This is a genomic window from Mesorhizobium sp. M0244 (genome assembly GCF_040321795.1).
Taxonomy (GTDB): domain Bacteria; phylum Pseudomonadota; class Alphaproteobacteria; order Rhizobiales; family Rhizobiaceae; genus Mesorhizobium.
The window spans coordinates 1-20,315 of record NZ_JAMYSE010000049.1; the positions used below are offsets into that span (position 1 = coordinate 1).

Sequence of the window (20,315 nt, forward strand, 5' to 3'; positions counted from 1 at the left end):
ATGCATGAGGCTCTGCGCCGGCCAGCCGGCTTAACCCTCGTACCGTTGCATATCGGATGACGGGCCGCCCTCAGGCCCAGCAATCATAGGGACTAGTGCGGAGATTGGCAGCTTCTGCGTCGCTTCTCACTTGCCGTAACCCTCCATCTCCATCATGTATCGACAAACAAGAGCGACGGGATATGCGTTTGACCATCCCCAACATGATCACGATCATGCGCTTCGTGCTGGTGCCGGCCGTGGTGCTGGCCATGCTGCAGGAACGCTGGGACTGGGCCTTTGCCGGTTTCCTTATTGCCGGCATTTCCGACGGCGTCGACGGCTTCATCGCCCGCCATTTCAATCAGTTTTCCAGACTCGGCGCCTATCTCGACCCGATGGCCGACAAGCTGCTGCTGGTTTCCGTCTTCGTGGTCATGGGCTTCAGCGGCGAGCTGCCGCTATGGCTGGTCGTCACCATGGTGTCGCGCGATGCGCTGATCGTCTGCGCCGTCGTGCTGTCCACCGTCATGGCGCATCCGGTCGAGATGAAGCCGCTCCTGGTGTCGAAGGCCAACACCGCGATCCAGATCGTGCTGGCGGCGGTGGTACTGGGCGAACTCGCCTTTGACGTCCGTCTCGATCCGCTGAGGCCGGCCCTCATATTGCTGTCCGGGGTCTTGACCGTGGCTTCGGCCGCAGCCTATCTCGTGGCTTGGCTGAGGCATATGAGCGGCTATGGCGAAGGCTCCACACCGGGCACCTGACGAACGGTCCATCGACGCCGAGGCCGAAGCCGCGGCAGCGGAGGCTGCGGCATCGGCGTCGTTTCGCCGCCAGATCCGCTTCTGGCTGATCAGCGCCATCATCCTCGCCGCCTTCCTCTATGTGTTCAGCGGCATCCTTCTGCCCTTCGTCGCCGGAATGGTGCTCGCCTACTTCCTCGACCCTGTCGCCGACCGGCTGGAGCGGCTCGGCCTGTCCAGGCTGATGGCGACGGTGGTCATCCTCATCGCCTTTATCGTCGTCCTGGTGCTGGCCGTCGTCATCCTGGTTCCGATACTCGCCTCGCAGATGGCTGATTTCGCCAGCAAGCTGCCGGACTATCTGACCCGGCTGCAGAGCCTGATCACCAGCTTTGACCCGAAATGGCTGGAAGAGAAATTCGGCGTCGACGCCAACGGCCTGCGCGAAGGGTTGAACTCGCTGCTGACCTCCGGCTTCGGCCTCCTGACCGCCGTCTTCACCTCAATCTGGAGCTCCGGCGTGGCGCTGGTCTCGGTGGTCAGCCTGTTCGTGGTGACGCCGGTCGTCGCCTTCTACATGCTGCTCGACTGGGACCGCATGGTGGCAATCGTCGACAGCTGGGTGCCGCGCGACTATGTCAAGACGGTCCGGGCGATCGCCAGGGACATCAACACAGCGACCGCCGGCTTCGTGCGCGGCCAGGGCACGCTCTGCCTGGTGCTCGGCGCCATGTATGCCACCGGCCTGACGCTGACCGGACTGAATTTCGGCATCCTCATCGGCCTGTTCGCCGGGCTGATCTCGTTCATCCCCTATGTCGGCTCGCTGACCGGCCTGGTGCTGGCCGTCGGCGTCGCCTTCGTCCAGTTTTGGCCGGACTGGACCATGATCGCGGCGGTGGCCGGCGTGTTCTTCGTCGGCCAGTTCATCGAGGGCAACATTCTGCAGCCGCGGCTGGTCGGCAAAAGCGTCGGCCTGCATCCGGTGTGGCTGATGTTTGCGCTGTTTGCCTTCGGCGCGCTGTTCGGCTTCGTCGGCCTGCTGATTGCCGTGCCGGCCTCGGCGGCCGTTGCCGTTCTGGTACGCTTTGCCATCGCGCGCTATCTCGAATCGCCGCTCTACAAAGGCCATGCCGACGAGCCGGTGCCACCGCTGCCGGTACGGCGCCGCGGGGGCAGTGGCGCGCGCAGTTGAGCCAGATGCCGGACAACAAGATCGATCCGCCGCGCCAATTGCCGCTCGATCTAGGCCACGGCACCGGCTATTCGCGCGACGAGCTCGTCGTCTCCGGCACCAACAGCCAGGCGGCGGCGCTTGTCGACCGCTGGCCGGACTGGCCGTCGCCGGTGGTCGTGCTGGCCGGGCCGCCCGGCTCGGGGAAAACCCACCTGGCCTCGATCTGGCGGACCCGCGCCGGCGCCGTGAAAGTGGAGGCGGAGCGCATCGGCGACTGCATCGAAAATCTCGGCGCCCACCCGGCCCTGATCGACGATGTCGATGCCGGCCCGGTCGACGAAGAGGGGCTATTCCATCTGATCAACGCGGTGCGCGGCGCCGGCTCGACCTTGCTGTTGACGGCGCGGCGCTTTCCGTCCGCCTGGGGCGTCAGGCTGCCCGACCTGGCGTCGCGGCTCAAGGCGGCGGCCACCGTCGAGATCCACCAACCCGACGATCTTCTGCTGGCCGGCGTCATCACGAAACTATTCGCCGACCGGCAGGTCGAGGTCGAGCCGCATGTCGTGCAATATCTGGTGCGCCGCATCGAGCGCTCGCTGGCCACCGCAATGCGCGTGGTCGAGCGGCTCGACCGCACCGCGCTCGAGCGCAAGACGCCGATAACGCGCGCGCTGGCCACCGAGACCGTCAGCGCCATGGACGAAGGGCAGGGCGAGTTCGAGATTTAGAGGATACAAAATGACGTCTGAATTCAGTGCATACGACATCATTGATCCGTTTCTGATGTCGTGGGCAAATCGGCACGGAATACGGGTCGCCACTAAATATCGCGACGACGATGTCCGTTCTATCTGGGTCTACGACAAGAATGGCAATCGTCGTGCTCAGTTGTGGCTCGATCTGCCTGACGTCAACGGCAACGTAACCATTGTGGCGTCGGTGCTGGATCCTAAAAGCGCTACAAAATGGGGTGCCAGAGAGGAACGCCACGCGTCTCCCGAAATGCTGCAAGCCGCCCTTGAAGAACTACGGCCAATGGTTTTTGGCTGGGCCGGGGAAGGTGCATATACCTAGTTCTTACCTCGGCCGGTGTCTCATTTCGGGAAACAAACCTGGCATCTGTCTTGCACCTGACAGCTTGCCGGCTAACCCCGGTCCTGATTGCGTACCAAATCAGGTTGTAGGCTCGCCGGGAGATGGGGCGGTTGGGGTTCTCTTCCCGGCGAGCTTGCCATATGCGGCGATCCGACCAGTCGCCTTGAAGTGTGATTTTCTCGCCAGCTGATAGCGCCATTCTCAACGCTGTCGGTCTTGCCTGGAAATGATATCGGCGGCGTATTTTGATTGAGAGCCGTCCCACCCGCAGGCCGTGCATCGGCCGCTTTCGAAATGATGTTCGCAGTTTGGATATCCATAGAGCAGAGATGCGCATTCGGCACATAGACTGGCCATTGCGCTGCTGTCGGAAAAATATGTGCTGCCGCACTCATCGCAGGTCGCGATTGGTCGGTCCGTCATTGCTCTAGCCTCGCTACCGTTTCAGACCGATCGTCTCCCCCAAGCGCCGCTCGTTCCACGCCAAAGCGCCGACGGTAATCGCCCGGCACCAGCCCGGTTATCCTGGCGAATACCTTGCGGAAGGAGCCGGGATCGTCATAGCCGACCTCCCAGGCGATCTGGTCGATCGATCGTATCGTCGTTTCCAGCATCTCGCGCGCCTTGCCGACCCGCAGGTGCTGACAATATTCGGTCGGCTTGAGGCCGGTGGCGCTGCGGAAGCGGCGCAGAAAAGTCCGCTCCTCCAGCCTGGCGTGATCGGCCATGGCGCCAAGCGTCACATCGCGCGCGCCGTTCGCCTGCAGCCAATGCTGCACCTTAAGGATCGGTTCGTCGCCATGGGTCAGCCGTGGCGCAAACGGACTGTAAAAACGTTGCTCGCGGCCCGGCGGGTCGACCAGCATGAAACGCGCCGTGTCCACCATCACGGTTGACCCGAGCACCCTGTCCACGAGCTTGAGGCCGAGGTCGGTCCAGGCCATGTAGCCGCCGGCGGTGATGATATCGCCATTGTCGATGACCAGCCTGTCCGCATCGAGGAGGATGTCGGGAAAGCGTAGCGCCAGCGCGTCGCGATAGGCCCAGTGCGTCGTCGCCGCGCGACCGGACAACAGGCCGGTCTCGGCAAGCACGAAGGCGCCGGCGCAGACCGAACCGAGCGTCGCGCCTGCCGTGTGGCGATCCCTGAGCCAGCCGGCATAGGGCGCGGCCGCTTCGCGAGGGATCGGCTGCAGCAGGGTGGGCGGCAGGATGATCATGGCGGGTCCATCGCCCCGGCTTGGCCCGCTATCCCCGGCTTCGCTGTCCCCGGGCTCGCTGTCGAAAACGCGGATGACGGCGCTCTCCTGCAAGCGCCAATGGCTGACGCGAAGCCTCAGCGCGTCCGGCGACCGTTCGACAGCCAGCCGGTTTGCCAGCATAAAAAGATCGGTCAGGCCGAGCACGGCTGCTTCCTGCACGCCGGGATACAAGACAAGGCCGATTTCGATCAGATCACGCGCAGCCGTCATTTGTCAGTTTTGCCACGTTGAATGTCCGTTTTGCCAATGCTCACCCTGACAGCACTGTTATAATTTGTCCAGCTGAAGGGGGCTAAAAGCTTCCCTGTTACCCCCCCAACTTTTCCATCAAGGAGTAGAACGATGAGCACATTCACCACTCATGACGGCACCGAGATTTTCTACAAGGACTGGGGCAAGGGCCAGCCGATCGTCTTCCATCACGGCTGGCCGCTCAGCGGCGACGACTGGGACAACCAGATGCTGTTCTTCCTCGACAAAGGATACCGCGTCATCGCGCATGACCGGCGTGGGCACGGCCGCTCATCGCAGACCGCAACCGGCAACGAGATGGACACTTATGCCGCCGACGTCGCAGCGCTGGCCGCGCATCTCGATCTCAGGGATGCAATCCACATCGGCCACTCGACCGGCGGCGGCGAGGTGGCGCGTTACGTCGCGCATTATGGCGGCGGCGGCCGTGTTGCCAAGGCGGTGCTGATCGGTGCGGTGCCGCCGATCATGGTCAAGACCGACAGCAATCCGGGCGGCCTGCCGATCGAGGTCTTCGACGGCTTCCGCGCCGCTCTGGTCGCCAATCGCGCCCAATTCTACAGGGACGTGCCGGCCGGCCCGTTCTATGGCTTCAACCGCGACGGCGCCAAGGTCTCGCCAGGGGTCATCGACAATTGGTGGCGCCAGGGCATGATGGGCGGAGCCAAGGCCCATTACGATTGCATCAAGGCGTTCTCGGAGACCGACTTCACCGATGACCTCAAGAAGATCGAGGCCCCTGTCCTGATCATGCATGGCGACGACGACCAGATCGTGCCGATTGCCGACTCTGCGCTGCTTGCGGCCAAGCTGGTGAAACATGGCACGCTCAAGGTCTACAAGGGCCTGCCGCACGGCATGTGCACCACCCATCCGGAGATCATCAATCCGGATCTGCTGGCCTTCATCCAGGGCTGACGGCTGGAGCCTCTGACGGGCAGCGCGGAGATCCGTGCTGTCCGTCGGTCGCTTGAGCATGCCGATAGGTTCAAGCGTGATCCGCTTGCGCTGCCGACGAGATTTCGCGTGATGAATGGTCGGAGTGGAGAGATTCGAACTCCCGACCCTCTGGTCCCAAACCAGATGCGCTACCAGGCTGCGCTACACTCCGAACCGTCTGTTGCCTAGTGATTTCGGCCCGCCAAAGCAAGCGCAAAAACCATCGGCCTTGCTGCCGGCGGCATTGCGCAGTAATGACGGGTGAGTGCATGACCCGGGAATGGTAGTCTGGTTTCGAGGTCGTGTGCTTGCAACCAGCAATGAGGTGGTCATGTCAGCCCGCATTTTCAGCCCAGCCAAAACCGCGATGCAGTCCGGCAAGGCCAAGACCGGCCATTGGGTGCTGGAATTCGATCCGGAGCAGCGCAAGAAGATCGATCCGCTGATGGGCTACACCACGTCCGGCGACATGCGAAGCCAGATCAGGCTGACCTTCGACACCAGGGAAGAGGCGGTTGCCTATGCCGAGAAGGAAGGGCTGGCTTTCCGCGTCGAGGAGCCGAAGGAAATCAAACGCCGCCAGATTTCGTATGCGGAGAATTTCCGCTATGACCGCAGGACACCCTGGACGCATTGATCCTATGCCGGCCCTGCCGGCGCCCAACAAATCAGCCGGTCGTGCGGCCGGCCAGCGGTCCCGTAGCTCAGCTGGATAGAGCACCGGCCTTCTAAGCCGATGGTCACAGGTTCGAATCCTGTCGGGATCGCCAAACAATTCAGTGTACGGCCCGGAGACATAGGTTACGGTTTATACCCGTGTTCGACCTGCCTGATGCCGGAGGGCATCGACGATCACCTTGAACGCTGGCGAATTCTGGCGGCTGCTGGGGTAGTAGAGATAATATCCGGCAAATTTCGGCGACCAAGGATCGAGGATCAGCTGCAGGCGGCGAGCAGCGATGTGATGCATGACGAGATTGTCGGGTACATAGGCGATACCGTACCCCGCAATGGCGGCGTCGACCATTGGGTAGGACGAGTTGAAAATGAGCTGGCCGTCGACGCGCACGCGAACGTCCTGTCCATGGTTTTGGAACTCCCAAGCATAGAGTCCGCCGCCAGTGGTCATGCGCATATTGATGCAGTTGTGGCCGATGAGATCCTGCGGCGTCCGAGGGATCGTGCGATCGGCGAAGTAGGTCGGCGCGCCGACCGCGACGAGACGCCAATCGGGTCCGATACGGACCGCGATCATATCCTTTTCGAGGCTTTCGCCGAGCCGGACACCGGCGTCGAAGCCGTCCTCGACGATATTTCGCAGGCCATTGTCCCGGCTGAGTTCCAGCTTGATGTCCGGGTATTCGCTCAGGACGGGCTGCAGCTTCGGCCATACCACGCTCTCAAACGCGTGGTCTGACACAGTGATGCGCACGGTGCCGGAAGGCTTGTCGCGATAGGCCGTCAGGGCAGCGATGTCGGTCTCGATTTCCGCGATGCGCGGCGCGAGCGATTGACGAAGCCGCTCCCCGGCCTCTGTTGTCGATACGCTGCGTGTCGTTCGCGCCAGGAGCCGCAACCCCATACGCGTTTCGAGCCGCTTGATGGTGTGGCTGAGGGTCGACTGCGTAACGCCGATCTTGGCGGCCGCTTTGGTAAAACTGCGTTCTTCGGCTACGACCAGAAACCACAGCAGGTCGTTGAAATTCTCCCGCGCCATGCAGCCTCCTGTGAACCAATCTCTCCCCATATTTATGTTTCTGGTCGATAAGTTCAAACGAATTCAAGAGGCTAATCATGGCAATCTTCCAGTGCCATCTTTCGCCGTGGACAAGCCGCCCGGATCGCATCGGGGCGGCCGGCTTGCATGTTCGGTGAAATTCATGGACACGACTTTCGACGACAGGCTGGTTGAGCCTCGCACGGCCTGGGGCGCGGTGTTTTCGATGGCGCTTTGCGTCGCCGTTCTCATCGCCTCCGAGTTCATGCCGGTCAGCCTGCTGACGCCAATAGCGGGCGATCTCGGCATCACCGAAGGTCGCGTCGGTCAGGCAATCTCCATCTCCGGCGTCTTTGCGGTCGTCACCAGCCTGCTCATCGTCGCTCTCGCGAAGCGCATCGACCGCAAGCGCGTTCTGCTCTCCTTTTCGCTGCTGCTGGTGGCGTCCGGCGTGGTGGTGACATTCGCGCCCAATTACACGGTGCTGATGATCGGCCGCGCCTTGCTTGGAATCGCCATCGGCGGATTCTGGTCGATGTCCACCGCGATCGTCATGCGTCTGGTGCCGGAAGACTCCGTGCCTAAGGGGCTGGCGATGATCAACGCCGGCAACGCCATCGCGGCCACCGTATCGGCCCCTCTGGGGAGCCTGCTCGGCGATCATGTCGGCTGGCGCGGCGCGTTCTTCCTCGTGGTTCCATTGGCGTTGTTCGCACTGGTGTGGCAGTGGCTCGCTTTGCCTTCGCTGCCACCGAGGCGGCGCCAGGCGTCGGGCAGCGTCTTCAGGCTGCTTTTGCGCCGGCAGGTGGCACTCGGCATGACGTCGATCCTGCTGCTTTTCATGGGCCAGTTCGCGCTCTTCACCTATCTTAGGCCGTTCCTCGAATCCGTGACCGGTTTTAGCGTTTCGACCCTGTCGGCAGTCCTCCTCGTGATGGGCCTCGCCGGCGTTGCCGGCACCTGGACCATCGGCGAGTTGGTCAGGACGCGCCTTTATGGCATCGTCATCGCCATTCCGCTGATCATGGCATTGCTGGCGACGGCGCTGATCGCGTTGGGATCGATGCCAATTGCCGTCGCGGCGCTGTTGATCGGCTGGGGCTTCTTCGGAACCGCGGCGCCTGTAGGCTGGGGCACCTGGCTAAGCCGTGCATTGGGCGACGACGCCGAGGCTGGCGGTGGCCTGCAGGTAGCCGTCATCCAGTTCGCCATTACGCTCGGCGCTGCGACAGGCGGCCTGTTGTTTGACGCCTTCGGTTGGCGGAGCCCTTTCGGGTTCGGCGCCGTGTTGCTGCTGGGATCGGCTCTCGCCGCGGCCGCCGCGGCCTGCGATCACAGCCGAGGCGCGAGATGAAGCCCGTCACGCGCCGCGCTGCGATCGTCACGCTGCTGGGCAGCACCGTCGGTTCATCCATCGCTCTTGCCCAGAGCGGGCGAGCGGCACCCTCAGAGAGAATGATCATGCAGATCGCAATCGACGTGAGCGGCACGCGCTTGACGGCATCGCTGTTCGACAATCCAAGCGCCCGCGACTTCGCCTCGATGCTGCCGCTCGATCTGGCGCTTGAGAACTACGCCGCCAACGAGAAGATCGGCTATCTGCCGCGCAAGCTGACGACGGACGGCAGCGGTCCCTTTGGCGGCGAGGCCATTGGTGACATCGCGTACTATGCGCCGTGGGGCAACCTCGCCTTTTTCTATGGCGGCTACCGATATTCGCGAGGGCTGATCCGGCTTGGAAGGCTCGACGGCGATATCGCGCCTTTGCTGCGCGACGGTCGTTTCACGGTGCGCATCGAGCGCCTGCCATGATGTAAAGGAGAAAATTATGCTTGGAACAATTCTTTACGGTCCCGGCGACATTCGCTGCGAGGAGGTCGAGGAGCCGAAGCTCCTCGCGCCGACCGACGCCATCGTCAAGCTCTCGGCAAGCTGCATCTGCGGCTCCGACCTGTGGCCGTATCGCGGGCTTCAGCCGGTGAACGAACCGATGCATATGGGCCACGAATATTGCGGCGTGGTTGTGGAAGTCGGCAGCGCGGTCCGGACTGTGAAGCCAGGGCAGTTCGTCGTCGGTTCGTTCTGCATTTCCGACAACGCCTGTCCGCATTGCCGCTTCGGCTTCCAGTCATCGTGCGAGCAACGCGAGTTCATGAGCCGCGCGCAAGCGCCGCTGGCTCGCGTGCCGCTCGCCGACGGCACTCTGGTCGCTACCGCGGAACTGCCCGAGGACGATCTTATTCCGGGCCTGCTGGCGGCGTCGGACGTTCTCGGCACCGGCTGGTACGCAGCCGATGCCGCGCGGGTGCAGCCAGGCTCGACGGCCGTCGTCGTGGGCGACGGGGCGGTTGGGCTGATGGGCGTGCTTGCGGCCAGGCAGATGGGCGCGGAGCGGATTATCGCCATGAGCCGTCACAAGACGCGCCAGGACCTCGCCCTCGAATTTGGCGCGACCGACATCATCTCCGAACGTGGTAGCGAGGGCGTGGCCCGGATCAAGGAACTGACCGACGGCGTCGGCGCGGAATCGGTGCTGGAATGTGTCGGCACGCAGGAATCCATGATGCAGGCCATCAACTGCGCGCGTCCCGGTGGTTCGATCGGCTTCGTCGGAGTGCCGCACGGCGTCCAGCTCGACGGCCAGGGTTTGTTCTTCGCTCAGAAAAGCTTGCTTGGCGGTCCCGCTCCCGTGCGGCGCTTCCTTCCGCACCTGATGGACCTCGTACTCGATCGCAAGATCAATCCCGGAAAGGTCTTCGATCTCACGCTGCCGCTTTCGGATGTTGCCGAGGGTTATCGCGCCATGGATGAGAGGCGGGCGATCAAGACGCTGCTCCGGGTGTGAGCAGCAGCTAAACACTTTCCGGAAACCGGTGCGCCAAAACGGCGCACCGGTTTCCGCCATTTTGTCGTGTATCGCAGGAGAAAGCGCCGAATAAATGAGCGCGCCCTCAACAGGATTTCCGAGACATGACAGCGATGGGCGCGGCGGCACTGCTGATCCTTGTCCTGACCTATGCCGGCATCGCCATCGGCAGGATACACGGGCTGCGCCTCGACAGGGCAGGGATCGCGCCGCTCGACGGTCCACTTTTGCGTATTGAACTCCGCTATTTTGGTCCCAAGCGAATAGCGTCTCCTGCCTCACTCCCACCTCTTTGACCGGCTTGGATAGTGTCAGGGCTTGTCGTTCCAGTCCTTGGTATTCGACCAGGAGTAAACGGTGGATCATTCATGAAACTTATTCTCGTCCTGGCTGCCTTGGCGCTGCTTAGCGCTTGCAAGACCAGCGCCACGCCTCCGGCCGCTGCTTCGGTCCCGGCTCCTGCCGTGACGACGCCAAGCACAGCGGGTTTCGATCCGCTTCCTGGCGACGCGCTCAAGTCATTGATCGTCGGGAAAGCGCTTCACCTTTCGGGCACGAGCGATAGCACTGCCACATACTTTGCCGACGGCAGATACGATTCCGTTGATGCGAACGGCCATTCGACGGGAACCTATGCCTTTCAGGGTGACAAGGTTTGTGTGACTTTCTCGACCGGCCCAACCCGGAAAGGGAGCAAGCGGTGCGACCAGGTTGCAATGATCGGCACCGACTACTGGCTCATCGCCACGGACGGCCAACGGTCGAAGGTCAAGTCGATCGAGCCTGTAGCCGGGTCTGCGCCTAAGCCGTCATAGCACCGGTCTAAGCCGTCGCAGCATCGGTCTCGTCCCGCCAAGTCGCCGGCCACGGCTCGGCCATCTTCCTTGTTGTCGGATTTTGGACTATTCGACGCTGACAACGGCGCCGGCGCAGCTCTCGTCGGCGGATATCGCGTCAGGCACCGAGGTCGGTTCCGGACAGATACATTCGCCGACGGCCCGATCTGAACAGGATTTCCAGACATGACAGCGATGGGCGCGGCGGCACTGCTGATCCTTGTCCTGACCTATGCCGGCGTCGCAATCGGCAGGATACCTGGGCTGCGCCTCGACCGGGCGGGTATCGCGCTGCTCGGCGGTGCGGCGATGATCGCCATCGGCGCGCTCAGCATGGAGGACGCCTACCGCGCCATGAGTTTCGACACCATCACGCTTTTGCTCGGCATGATGATCGTGGTGGCGCATCTGAAAGTGTCCGGCGCCTTTCGCGCGCTCGGTGGGTTCGCCATCGAGCACGCCCATGCGCCATTCATGCTGCTGGTGATGGTGACGCTCTTGACCGGCGTCCTGTCGGCATTCCTGGTCAACGACGCAATCTGCCTGGTCATGGCGCCGATCGTCGTCCACGTCACCCGCGTCATCAACCGCAACCCGGTTCCCTATCTGGTCGCGACTGCCACGGCATCGAATTGCGGCAGTGTCGCCACCATCACCGGCAATCCGCAGAATATGGTCATCGGCGCGCTGTCGGGGATTTCCTATCCGGCCTTTTCGGCCGCGCTGGCGCCGGTCGCGCTGTTCGGCCTCGTCGCCGTCATTGTCATCATCCGCATCGTCTACCGCGCCGAATTTTCGCGCAAGGCCGAGCTCAGCCCCGAAGTCTATCGCGGCCGCATGCTGCCGGGACAGGTGCTCAAGGCGGTGGTGGTCTGCATCGGCCTGGCGATCGCCTTCTTTGCCGGCGTTCCCGTTGCCAAGGCGGCTCTGATCGGCGGCGCCATTCTTCTTTTGACCCGCGCCATCAAGCCCGAGCGCATCTATCGCGAGATCGACGGGCCGCTGCTGTTCATGTTCGCCGGGCTGTTCATCGTTGTCGCCGGTGCCGAGAAGACGCTGCTCACGCCCGACATCATTGCCTCGGCAAAAGGCCTCGGGCTGGACGATGTCTGGCGGCTGTCCGGCTTCACCGCGGTGCTGTCCAACATCATGAGCAATGTGCCGGCCGTGCTGGCGCTGCGGCCGTTCATACCTGGCCTGGAAAACCCCGAGCGCGCCTGGCTGGTCGTCGCCATGAGCTCGACACTGGCCGGCAATTTTACGCTGCTCGGCTCGGTCGCCAATCTGATCGTCGCCGAGCACGCGCGGATCTCCGGCAAACCGCTGGGCTTCATCGCCTTCTTCAAGGTCGGCCTGCCGCTGACGCTGGTCACGCTTCTTGTCGGGACGGCGTGGCTGGCGGCATAGCCAGTCAGGGCGAAGTCACCGTCAGATGGCCTTTCATGTTCGGATGGAAGCGGCAGAAATAATCGACCGATTCCGCCTTCCTCACCGTCAGGCTCGCGGCCTTCTTCGGCGGGATCATCACCTCCCAGCCGCCGTTCACGGTTGCCGTGTGGGCGAATACGTCCTTGTTCACCCACCGGATCGTGTCGCCGACCTTCGCCTCGATCTTTGCCGGCGAAAACACAAGCTTCTCGATCGTCACCTCAATGGTTTCGGCCTTGGCCGGTGCGGCACCGATGGTCAGCGCCAGTGCAACCCACAGATGCCGCCTCGACACCATTGGTCCAATCCTCACTTCAGCATGCCGGCGACATGTTCGGCGTGCTGTTCATGGCCCTGGAATATTTTCAGGCCGGTTTCCAGCAGGCTCTTCAGCTCGGCATTGCTGGCGGACGGGATCAGCAGCGTTTCCAGCGCGCCATTGACCTGCTTGTGGTAGGCCACTTCACTGGCGACATAGGCCTTGTCGAACGCCGCGCCCTTGAGCTTGGCAAGCTTGGCACGTTCTTCGGCCGCCGCCTTGGTCAGCGCTTTGCTGGTCGGATTGTCCTCAGGCGTGACCTTGAGCTTCTTGACCAGCTCGAGAGCCTGTCTGTTGACCGCCTCGTGATCTCGCACCATGTCCTTGGCGAAATCTACGACCTCTTTGTTTTTCGATTTCTTCAGCGCCTGCTTGGCCGCCTCGACGTCAAGCACGCCCGCTGTGTAGGCGATATCTGCGATCTGCGGATCGGTTGGCTTGTCGGCAGCTTGCGACAAGGGCGCTGCGCTAAGCAGGAAAAGTGCGGCCAGTGCCGTGGTCGATCGAATAAACATGATGCTCTCCTTCGCCCCGACGCGGAACTGCATCGGGCTTCGTTTTCAGTGACGCTCATTGGATGCAGGTCGCCGGCAAACGTTCCCGCAAAAATCAACGCGACCTACCCGGAAAGACCAAGCCGCCGCATCACGGCATTGGTCAGCCGCTCACAGCGCCGACCCGCGAATGGAAAGGCGTCGAGCAGCACCGGGCCGATCTGGTCGTCCAGCGCCTTGCGCACGAGGGCACGGGCGCGGTGCAGCCGGGTCTTGATGGTTTCGGGCCGCACGCCAAGCAGTTCGGCGGTCTCCTCGATGCTCAGTCCCTCGATGACGCGCGCCACGAACACCATCCGGTAGACATCGGGAAGACTGTCGGTTGCCCGTTCGACAAGCTCAAGGATCTGCCGCTGCGCCATCGTCCTCTCCGGATCGTCGCTCGGGTTGAGGGGGAACCGGATGATTTCGGCTTGCGGATTTTCAGGCATCGCTACCATTCGCCGCCTTTTGCGCAAGCGGCCGAGCGCTTCGTTGATGACGATACGCGACAGCCACGTGGCGAGCGAGGCATCGCCGCGAAAGGCCTCGAGATGGGCAAAGGCGCTGACATAGGCCTCCTGGACGATGTCCTCGGCTTCGCTGTCGTCACGCACTACGCCGCTGGCGATGCGGTAGAGCCTTTGGTTGTGCGTCTTGATGATGGTGCGGAATGCATCGCCATCGCGTGCCAGCGCGCGGCCGACAAGCTGCATATCGCCGGAAGCGGCGGACGTTGCCGTCAACGTAGCAGGCATGGCCGATCTCCTGATAGGCTCCTCATCGGGATATTGGATGCATCTGCCGACAAAAGGTTCCCGACCAATCCGCCGGCCAGCTTGGACCCGCATCAAGGGCCGGCAGTGGCTATTCTACTGCTTCCACCACATCGGCGTCTTATTCTCTTTTTAGGCACCGTTTCATCGGCAGATCGGCCGCGATTACGTGGCTCAGATCGCTATTGTTCCAGGCTGTTACGCCGATTTCCTGACTTAGCTTGGAAAGGTGCCGGCTCAGGCGTGGGCGGCCGCCGCCAGCCCACGCGCCAGGTCGGCCTTCAAATCCTCGATGTCCTCGAGCCCGATCTGCAACCGCACCAGCGGTCCGTCATACGGGCCCTTGGCGACGGTACGGTCGCCCAGGAATACCGGCACGGCAAGGCTCTCATAGCCGCCCCAGGAATAGCCGAGGCCGAAAAACTTCAACGCGTCGAGGAAGGCGTGCTGCTGCTTCTGTCCGCCGCCTGCAAGAACGATCGAGAAGATGCCGCTCGATCCGCAAAAATCGCGCTTCCACAAAGCGTGGTCGGGGTGGCTGGGCAGCCCCGGATGCAGCACCTGCGCCACGCCCGGCTGGCTCTCCAGCCAGACGGCGAGGGCAAGCGCGCTCTTTTGATGGTGTTCCAGCCGCACGCCCATGGTGCGCAGGCCGCGCAGCACCTGGTAGACGTCGTCCGGCCCGGCGCAGCAGCCCATCGTGTTGAACGTCTCGCAAAGCTGCTTCCAGCAGTCCGCATTGGCCGACACCGTGCCAAGCAGCACGTCGGAATGGCCGGCCGGGTATTTCGTCGCCGCTTGGATCGAGATGTCGACGCCATGGTCGAGCGGACGGAAGTAGAGCGGCGTCGCCCAGGTGTTGTCCATCATGACGATGGCGCCGGCGGCATGTGCCGCCATGGCGATGGCCGGTATGTCTTGCACCTCGAAAGTGTTGGAGGCCGGCGATTCGGTGAACACGACCCTGGTGTTGGGCTTGATCAGCGCCGCAATGGCGGCGCCGATGCGGGGATCGTAATATTCGACCTCGACGCCCAGCCGCTTCAGCATCGTGTCGGCGAAGTTGCGGGTCGGGTGATAGACGGAATCGACGATCAGCAGATGGTCGCCGGCCGACAGGAAGGCGAGCAGCGGCAGCACCACTGCCGCCAGGCCGGACGGCACAGCGACCGTGCCGGCGGAGCCTTCCAGCGCGTCGATCGCGCTGGTCAGCGCATCGGTGGTCGGCGTGCCGCGCGTGCCGTAGGTGTATTTCTGGCCGCGTGCCGCCATCGTCGCCGCGTTGGGATAGAGCACGGTCGAGGCATGCACGACCGGCGGATTGACGAAGCCGAAATAGTCATGCGGGTTGTTGCCGGAATGGGCGAGCCGCGTGTTGATGCCCATCTCGCTGCCGTCTTTTGCCATTGCTTTTCGTCCCATGGGTAGGTCGTTAGCCATAGTGCGGCGGCATTGGCCACGCAACCGCGCGGCGCCCGCCAGGCCAAGGTCTCGAATATGCCAATTCAGCAATGCGCCGTAGATCCTCTGGACGGCTGCCAGGTGCGCTTGGCAAGTCACGGTCCGACTTTGCCGGCTTTATTGGCGCGCTGACCAATTTGCGAGCGCGTTTGTCTGCAATTTCAGGCATTTCAGGCGGTTGGTTTTCAAAGTCTTTCGGATTTGGTCATTTCCCTTGACCTCACAGGAATAATCGCCTTCGATGTTGTTCGTGAATGGGAGGCAGCGCGTCGGTTACGATGCGGGATTCCGGTAATGGGCCGGGATACATAGCTGCGTTCACACGGGAAAAAGTCAGGTTCGCCTGGAAAAAACAGAAAAGGGTCTGTGGGTCATGAAACACATTGCAATCGGCGTTTTGGGCGCCGCCGCGTTTGGATTCGCGGCTTCGGCGGCTTCGGCGGCCACGCTCGACGATGTCAAGGCGAAGGGCTTCATCCAATGCGGCGTCTCGACCGGCCTGGCCGGCTTCTCGGCGCCGGACGACAAGGGTGAGTGGCAAGGCATCGATGCGGATTTCTGCCGCGCGGTCGCGGCCGCCGTGTTCGGCGACGGCACCAAGGTGAAGTTCACGCCGCTCAGCGCCAAGGAACGGTTTACCGCTTTGCAGTCGGGCGAGATCGACATCCTGTCGCGCAACACCACCTGGACCATCAATCGCGACACCGCACTCGGCCTGAACTTCATCGGCACCACTTATTATGACGGCCAGGGCTTCATGATCAACGCCAAGAAGCTTCCGGGCGTGAACTCGGCGCTGCAGCTTTCTGGCGCGGCGGTCTGCGTGCAGAGCGGCACCACGACCGAGCTCAACCTTGCCGACTATTTCAAGTCGAACAAGATGGAGTACAACCCGGTCGTCTTCGAAAAGCTCGAAGAGGTCAACGCCGCCTATGACGCCGGCCGCTGCGACGTCTACACCACCGATCAGTCCGGCCTCTATGGCATCCGTCTGACGCTCGGCGCGCCGGCCGACCACGTCGTGTTGCCCGAGATCATCTCCAAGGAACCGCTTGGGCCGGCCGTGCGCCAGGGCGACGACCAGTGGTACCACATCGTCAAGTGGACCTATTTCGCGCTGCTCGACGCCGAGGAACTCGGCATCACCAAGGCTAATGTCGACGAGATGAAGAACTCGGACAATCCCGAGATCAAGCGCGTGCTCGGCCAGGAAGCCGACACCAAGATCGGCACCGATCTCGGCGTCTCCAACGACTGGGTCGTCAACATCGTCAAGGCAGTTGGCAATTACGGCGAGATGTTCGAACGCAATGTCGGTTCGGGCAGCCCGCTGAAGATCGCGCGCGGCATCAACGCGTTGTGGACCAAGGGCGGCCTGCAATACGCTCCGCCGATCCGCTGATCGAAAATTGATCCGGAAGGCAGATCGCCTGCCTTCCGGTTTCTCTTTCAGAGGACGGTCGAATGGCATCGCAGGAAGTTCTTCGCGAGGAGCCAAGCCGCGGTTCCTTCATCAATGATCCTCGCGTCCGCGGTATATTCTTTCAAGCAGTGGTCCTCGTCCTGCTGGTAGCGGGGGTCTGGTGGGTTACCCACAACGTCATCGTCAATCTGACGCGCCTGCACATCGCTTCCGGCTTCGGCTTCCTCAAGGGCCGCGCCGGCTTCGACATCAGCGAAAGCGCGATCGCTTATTCGTCGGATTCGACCTATGGCCGCGCCATTTTGGTTGGCTTTATCAACACCGTGATCGTTGCTGTCGTCGGCATCATCACCGCCACCATCATCGGTTTCATCGTCGGCATCGGCCGGCTGTCGCAGAACTGGCTGATCAGGAAGATCTGCACGGTCTATGTCGAGGTCTTTCGCAACATCCCGCCGCTGCTGGTCATCTTCTTCTGGTATTCCGGCGTGCTTGCCGTGCTGCCGCCGCCGCGCGAGAGCATCAATTTGCCGTTCGGCTCCTTCCTCAACCAGCGCGGCTTCTATTTTCCGCGCGCTATGTGGGGCCAGGGCTCCTGGCTGATCTTGGTCGCGCTGCTCCTTGGCATCGCCATGGCCTGGTTCGTCGCCCATAAGGCGCGGCAGCGGCAGATGGCGACGGGTCAGCCATTCCCGGTGCTCTGGACATCCATAGCGTTGATCGTCGGCCTGCCGCTGCTGGCTTACGCGCTGAGTGGCTTTCCGCTGAGCTTCGAATTCCCAAAGCAGTCGACCTTCAACCTGGTTGGTGGCTTTCAGGTCAGGCCGGAGTTCCTGTCGCTCTATCTGGCGCTGTCCTGCTATACGGCAGCCTTCATCGCCGAGATCGTGCGTGCCGGCATCAGGGGGGTCAGCAAGGGCCAGACCGAGGCGGCCGCGGCACTCGGGCTGCGCTCGGGATCGATCCTCAGGCTTGTCGTCGTTCCGCAGGCGATGCGCATCGTCATTCCGCCGTTGACCAGCCAATATCTCAACTTGACCAAGAACTCCTCGCTGGCCATCGCCATCGGCTATCCGGACCTGACGGCGACCGCCGGCACTGTCTTGAACCAGACCGGGCAGGCGGTCGAAGGCGTAGTGATCATGATGGCTGTCTATCTCGCGCTCAGCCTGATCACGTCGGCGATCATGAACGTCGTCAACGCCAGGATGGCGCTGGTGGAGAGGTAGGGCCATGCAGGAGCACGACATGTCCTGGGTACGGACGGAGATGGCGCTGGCGCAGCCGGCGCCGTCGAGCGAGCGTGGCCTCACCGCCTGGATCCGCAAGAACCTGATCGCCACCACGGGCGACACCATCCTGACCATCGTCGGCATCGCGCTGGTCGCTATGATCCTGCCGCAAATCGTCAATTGGGCCTTCATCAACGCCCAGTGGACCGGACCCGACCGCTCGGTCTGCGCCACCGTGGCGCAAGGCGGCGTCCAGCCGGACGGCTGGACCGGCGCCTGCTGGGCGTTCGTCAACGCCAAGTTCGGCCAGTTCATGTTCGGCACCTATCCTATCGAGGAGCGTTGGCGGCCGATCCTGGTGGCCATCCTGTTTGTGGCTCTGCTGGTGCCTTTGCTTATCCCACGCGTGCCGCGCAAAGGGCTGAACGCCATTCTTCTCTTCCTGGTGCTGCCGGTCGTCGCCTTCGTTCTGCTGGTCGGCGGCATGTTCGGCCTGCCGCATGTCGAAACGTCGCGGTGGGGTGGACTGCTGGTGACGCTCAGCCTGTCGTTCGTCGGCATAGCCGTGTCGCTGCCGATCGGCATTATGCTGGCGCTCGGCCGGCGCTCGAAGATGCCCATCGTCAAGACGCTGTGCGTGGTCTTCATCGAGACGGTACGCGGCATTCCGCTGATCACCGTGCTGTTCTTTGCCAGCGTCATGCTGCCGCTGTTCCTGCCGGCCGGTGTCAGCTTCGACAAGTTCCTGCGCGCGCTGATCGGTGTGTCGTTGTTTGCCGCTGCCTACATGGCCGAAGTGGTGCGCGGCGGCCTGCAGGCGATCCCCAAGGGCCAGTATGAAGGCGCCGATTCGCTCGGCCTCGGCTATTGGCAGAAGATGGGCCTGGTCGTCATGCCGCAGGCGCTGAAGCTGGTCATTCCCGGCATCGTCAACACCTTCATCGGCATGTTCAAAGACACCAGCCTGGTCATCGTCATCTCGATGTTCGACCTGCTCGGCATCGTCAAGCAGAACTTCTCTGACGCCAACTGGGCGACGCCGCAGACGGCCAGGTCCGGCCTGGTGTTCGCGGCCTTCATCTTCTGGCTGTTCTGCTTCGGCATGTCGCGCTATTCGATGTACACGGAACGCCGCCTCGACACCGGCCACAAACGCTAAAAAAGGGATCTTGCCATGGCCATAGAAAACGCCGTCAGCGCGGAAGAGATCAAGGTCAATGCCGCCAAGATGCATATTTCCACCACCGATGTCGCCATCGACATCATCGCCATGCACAAATGGTACGGCGAATTCCATGTGCTGAAGGACATCAATCTGAAGGTGATGCGCGGCGAGCGGATCGTCATCTGCGGTCCGTCGGGCTCCGGCAAATCGACGATGATCCGCTGCATAAACCGACTGGAGGAACACCAGAAGGGCAAAATCATCGTCGACGGCAAGGAACTGACCAATGATCTGAAGAAGATCGACGAGGTGCGCCGCGAGGTCGGCATGGTGTTCCAGCACTTCAACCTGTTCCCGCATTTGACCATCCTGGAGAACTGCACGCTGGCGCCGATCTGGGTGCGCAAGACGCCCAAGAAGCAGGCCGAGGAAATCGCCATGCATTTCCTCAAGCGCGTCAAGATCCCCGAACAGGCCAACAAATATCCCGGCCAGCTTTCGGGCGGCCAGCAGCAGCGCGTGGCGATCGCCCGCTCGCTGTGCATGAACCCGCGCATCATGCTGTTCGACGAACCGACCTCGGCGCTCGACCCGGAAATGATCAAGGAAGTGCTGGAGACGATGGTCGGGCTGGCGGAGGAGGGCATGACCATGCTCTGCGTCACCCACGAGATGGGCTTTGCGCGCAAAGTCGCCAACCGCGTGATCTTCATGGACCAAGGCCAGATCGTCGAGCAGAACACGCCGGCCGAGTTCTTCGACAACCCGCGCCATGAACGCACGAAACTGTTTCTGTCTCAGATCCTGCACTGATCCTGTACGCCGGTTTGGACAAGACCGGCAGACCGGGCTCTCTGTCTTGCTCGGGCCTTGCGCGTATTCGACGAGCGGTGATGCTCGGGAGATGAACCAGCGCCTGCGCTGGACGTGTTTGGGCTCATTGGCGCTCATCCCGGGCGCGCTGGTGCATATCGTGCGGCTGCGTGATGGGATCATGCGTGGCATGTTCTTTGGGCGGTCGGGCGCTGCGCCCAGAAGATAGCAAGGTCGCGTGCGACCGCATCGCCGTCCCTGCAACTCGCACGTACGGCCGGCGCGGATCATAAGCG

22 protein-coding genes and 2 tRNA genes are annotated in these 20,315 nt (G+C 62.4%); 17 read left to right on the top strand and 7 right to left on the bottom strand.

Annotated elements, in window-relative coordinates; all coding sequences use genetic code 11:
• Nucleotides 1–188: 188 nt before the first annotated feature.
• Genes NKJ08_RS24395 through NKJ08_RS24410 form a run of 4 tightly spaced genes read left to right on the top strand, consistent with a single transcriptional unit; the run spans nt 189 to nt 2,976 of the window.
• A complete protein-coding gene (locus NKJ08_RS24395; RefSeq protein ID WP_352529414.1) occupies nt 189–746 on the top strand; it encodes a CDP-alcohol phosphatidyltransferase family protein in 558 nt (185 codons plus the stop codon).
• Nucleotides 718–1,920, top strand: a complete 1,203-nt coding sequence (locus NKJ08_RS24400) for an AI-2E family transporter (RefSeq protein WP_352529319.1) — start codon at nt 718–720, stop codon at nt 1,918–1,920. Before NKJ08_RS24395 ends, NKJ08_RS24400 begins: the two co-directional genes overlap by 29 nt.
• 5 nt (nt 1,921–1,925) lie before the next feature.
• On the top strand, nt 1,926–2,630 hold the full coding sequence (gene hdaA, locus NKJ08_RS24405; RefSeq protein ID WP_352529416.1) for a DnaA regulatory inactivator HdaA: 705 nt from the start codon (nt 1,926–1,928) through the stop codon (nt 2,628–2,630).
• A gap of 10 nt (nt 2,631–2,640) precedes the next feature.
• A complete protein-coding gene (locus tag NKJ08_RS24410; RefSeq protein WP_352529321.1) occupies nt 2,641–2,976 on the top strand; it encodes a hypothetical protein in 336 nt (111 codons plus the stop codon).
• 440 nt (nt 2,977–3,416) lie between these two features.
• Here the strand turns inward: NKJ08_RS24410 and NKJ08_RS24415 are convergent, their stop codons facing one another.
• Nucleotides 3,417–4,469 carry a GlxA family transcriptional regulator gene (locus NKJ08_RS24415; RefSeq protein WP_352783719.1) on the bottom strand — a complete coding sequence of 351 codons (1,053 nt, stop codon included), beginning with the start codon at nt 4,467–4,469 and terminating at the stop codon, nt 3,417–3,419.
• Nucleotides 4,470–4,601: 132 nt separating this feature from the next.
• Between NKJ08_RS24415 and NKJ08_RS24420 the strand changes: the two genes are divergently transcribed.
• Nucleotides 4,602–5,429, top strand: a complete 828-nt coding sequence (locus tag NKJ08_RS24420) for an alpha/beta fold hydrolase (protein WP_352529325.1) — start codon at nt 4,602–4,604, stop codon at nt 5,427–5,429.
• 116 nt (nt 5,430–5,545) lie between these two features.
• Here NKJ08_RS24420 and NKJ08_RS24425 read toward each other — a convergent pair.
• Nucleotides 5,546–5,622 (bottom strand) — tRNA-Pro (locus tag NKJ08_RS24425).
• A 159-nt stretch (nt 5,623–5,781) separates the two neighbouring features.
• On the opposite strand from NKJ08_RS24425, the gene NKJ08_RS24430 reads away from it, so the two are divergent.
• Together NKJ08_RS24430 and NKJ08_RS24435 are read left to right on the top strand one after the other, a co-directional pair.
• Nucleotides 5,782–6,087 (top strand): ETC complex I subunit, encoded by a 306-nt coding sequence (locus tag NKJ08_RS24430; protein ID WP_352479279.1) that lies wholly within the window; start codon nt 5,782–5,784, stop codon nt 6,085–6,087.
• Between the two features lie 56 nt (nt 6,088–6,143).
• Nucleotides 6,144–6,220: transfer RNA gene (locus NKJ08_RS24435), tRNA-Arg, on the top strand.
• A gap of 38 nt (nt 6,221–6,258) precedes the next feature.
• Here the strand turns inward: NKJ08_RS24435 and NKJ08_RS24440 are convergent.
• The gene (locus NKJ08_RS24440) at nt 6,259–7,167 is read right to left on the bottom strand and encodes a LysR family transcriptional regulator (protein ID WP_352783722.1); all 909 of its coding nucleotides are present in this window, start codon (nt 7,165–7,167) and stop codon (nt 6,259–6,261) included.
• 163 nt (nt 7,168–7,330) lie between these two features.
• On the opposite strand from NKJ08_RS24440, the gene NKJ08_RS24445 reads away from it, so the two are divergent.
• The 6 genes from NKJ08_RS24445 (at nt 7,331) to NKJ08_RS24470 (ending at nt 12,276) form a co-directional block, all read left to right on the top strand.
• Complete coding sequence (locus NKJ08_RS24445) at nt 7,331–8,521, top strand: MFS transporter (protein ID WP_352529329.1); 1,191 nt, start codon at nt 7,331–7,333, stop codon at nt 8,519–8,521.
• Nucleotides 8,518–8,979, top strand: coding sequence for a cyclophilin-like fold protein (locus NKJ08_RS24450; RefSeq protein WP_352778809.1), 462 nt, complete (start codon nt 8,518–8,520; stop codon nt 8,977–8,979). The genes NKJ08_RS24445 and NKJ08_RS24450 overlap by 4 nt, the downstream gene beginning before the upstream one ends.
• Nucleotides 8,980–8,995: 16 nt before the next feature.
• Complete coding sequence (locus NKJ08_RS24455; protein WP_352783724.1) at nt 8,996–10,012, top strand: zinc-dependent alcohol dehydrogenase family protein; 1,017 nt, start codon at nt 8,996–8,998, stop codon at nt 10,010–10,012.
• Nucleotides 10,013–10,137: 125 nt separating this feature from the next.
• Entirely contained in the window at nt 10,138–10,329 is a 192-nt protein-coding gene (locus tag NKJ08_RS24460; protein ID WP_352529335.1) for a hypothetical protein, read from the top strand.
• 72 nt (nt 10,330–10,401) lie between these two features.
• The gene (locus NKJ08_RS24465; RefSeq protein ID WP_352529337.1) at nt 10,402–10,848 is read left to right on the top strand and encodes a hypothetical protein; all 447 of its coding nucleotides are present in this window, start codon (nt 10,402–10,404) and stop codon (nt 10,846–10,848) included.
• A gap of 207 nt (nt 10,849–11,055) precedes the next feature.
• Entirely contained in the window at nt 11,056–12,276 is a 1,221-nt protein-coding gene (locus tag NKJ08_RS24470; protein ID WP_352529339.1) for an anion transporter, read from the top strand.
• Between the two features lie 4 nt (nt 12,277–12,280).
• Here NKJ08_RS24470 and NKJ08_RS24475 read toward each other — a convergent pair whose 3' ends face one another.
• The 4 genes from NKJ08_RS24475 to NKJ08_RS24490 form a co-directional block, all read right to left on the bottom strand.
• Nucleotides 12,281–12,595: a cupredoxin domain-containing protein gene (locus tag NKJ08_RS24475; RefSeq protein ID WP_352529341.1), complete on the bottom strand. Its 315-nt coding sequence runs from the start codon at nt 12,593–12,595 to the stop codon at nt 12,281–12,283.
• Between the two features lie 11 nt (nt 12,596–12,606).
• Nucleotides 12,607–13,131: a DUF4142 domain-containing protein gene (locus NKJ08_RS24480; RefSeq protein ID WP_352529343.1), complete on the bottom strand. Its 525-nt coding sequence runs from the start codon at nt 13,129–13,131 to the stop codon at nt 12,607–12,609.
• A gap of 104 nt (nt 13,132–13,235) precedes the next feature.
• Nucleotides 13,236–13,907 (bottom strand): RNA polymerase sigma factor, encoded by a 672-nt coding sequence (locus NKJ08_RS24485; RefSeq protein ID WP_352529345.1) that lies wholly within the window; start codon nt 13,905–13,907, stop codon nt 13,236–13,238.
• Between the two features lie 255 nt (nt 13,908–14,162).
• The gene (locus NKJ08_RS24490) at nt 14,163–15,332 is read right to left on the bottom strand and encodes a cystathionine beta-lyase (protein WP_352529347.1); all 1,170 of its coding nucleotides are present in this window, start codon (nt 15,330–15,332) and stop codon (nt 14,163–14,165) included.
• Between the two features lie 427 nt (nt 15,333–15,759).
• Here NKJ08_RS24490 and NKJ08_RS24495 point away from each other — a divergent pair, with 427 nt between their 5' ends.
• The 4 genes from NKJ08_RS24495 (at nt 15,760) to NKJ08_RS24510 (ending at nt 20,019) form a co-directional block, all read left to right on the top strand.
• On the top strand, nt 15,760–16,788 hold the full coding sequence (locus NKJ08_RS24495; RefSeq protein WP_352529349.1) for an amino acid ABC transporter substrate-binding protein: 1,029 nt from the start codon (nt 15,760–15,762) through the stop codon (nt 16,786–16,788).
• 62 nt (nt 16,789–16,850) lie between these two features.
• Entirely contained in the window at nt 16,851–18,038 is a 1,188-nt protein-coding gene (locus tag NKJ08_RS24500) for an amino acid ABC transporter permease (RefSeq protein WP_352529351.1), read from the top strand.
• Between the two features lie 4 nt (nt 18,039–18,042).
• Nucleotides 18,043–19,200 (top strand): amino acid ABC transporter permease, encoded by a 1,158-nt coding sequence (locus NKJ08_RS24505; protein ID WP_352529353.1) that lies wholly within the window; start codon nt 18,043–18,045, stop codon nt 19,198–19,200.
• Nucleotides 19,201–19,269: 69 nt separating this feature from the next.
• Entirely contained in the window at nt 19,270–20,019 is a 750-nt protein-coding gene (locus NKJ08_RS24510; protein ID WP_502896133.1) for an amino acid ABC transporter ATP-binding protein, read from the top strand.
• Nucleotides 20,020–20,315: the final 296 nt, after the last annotated feature.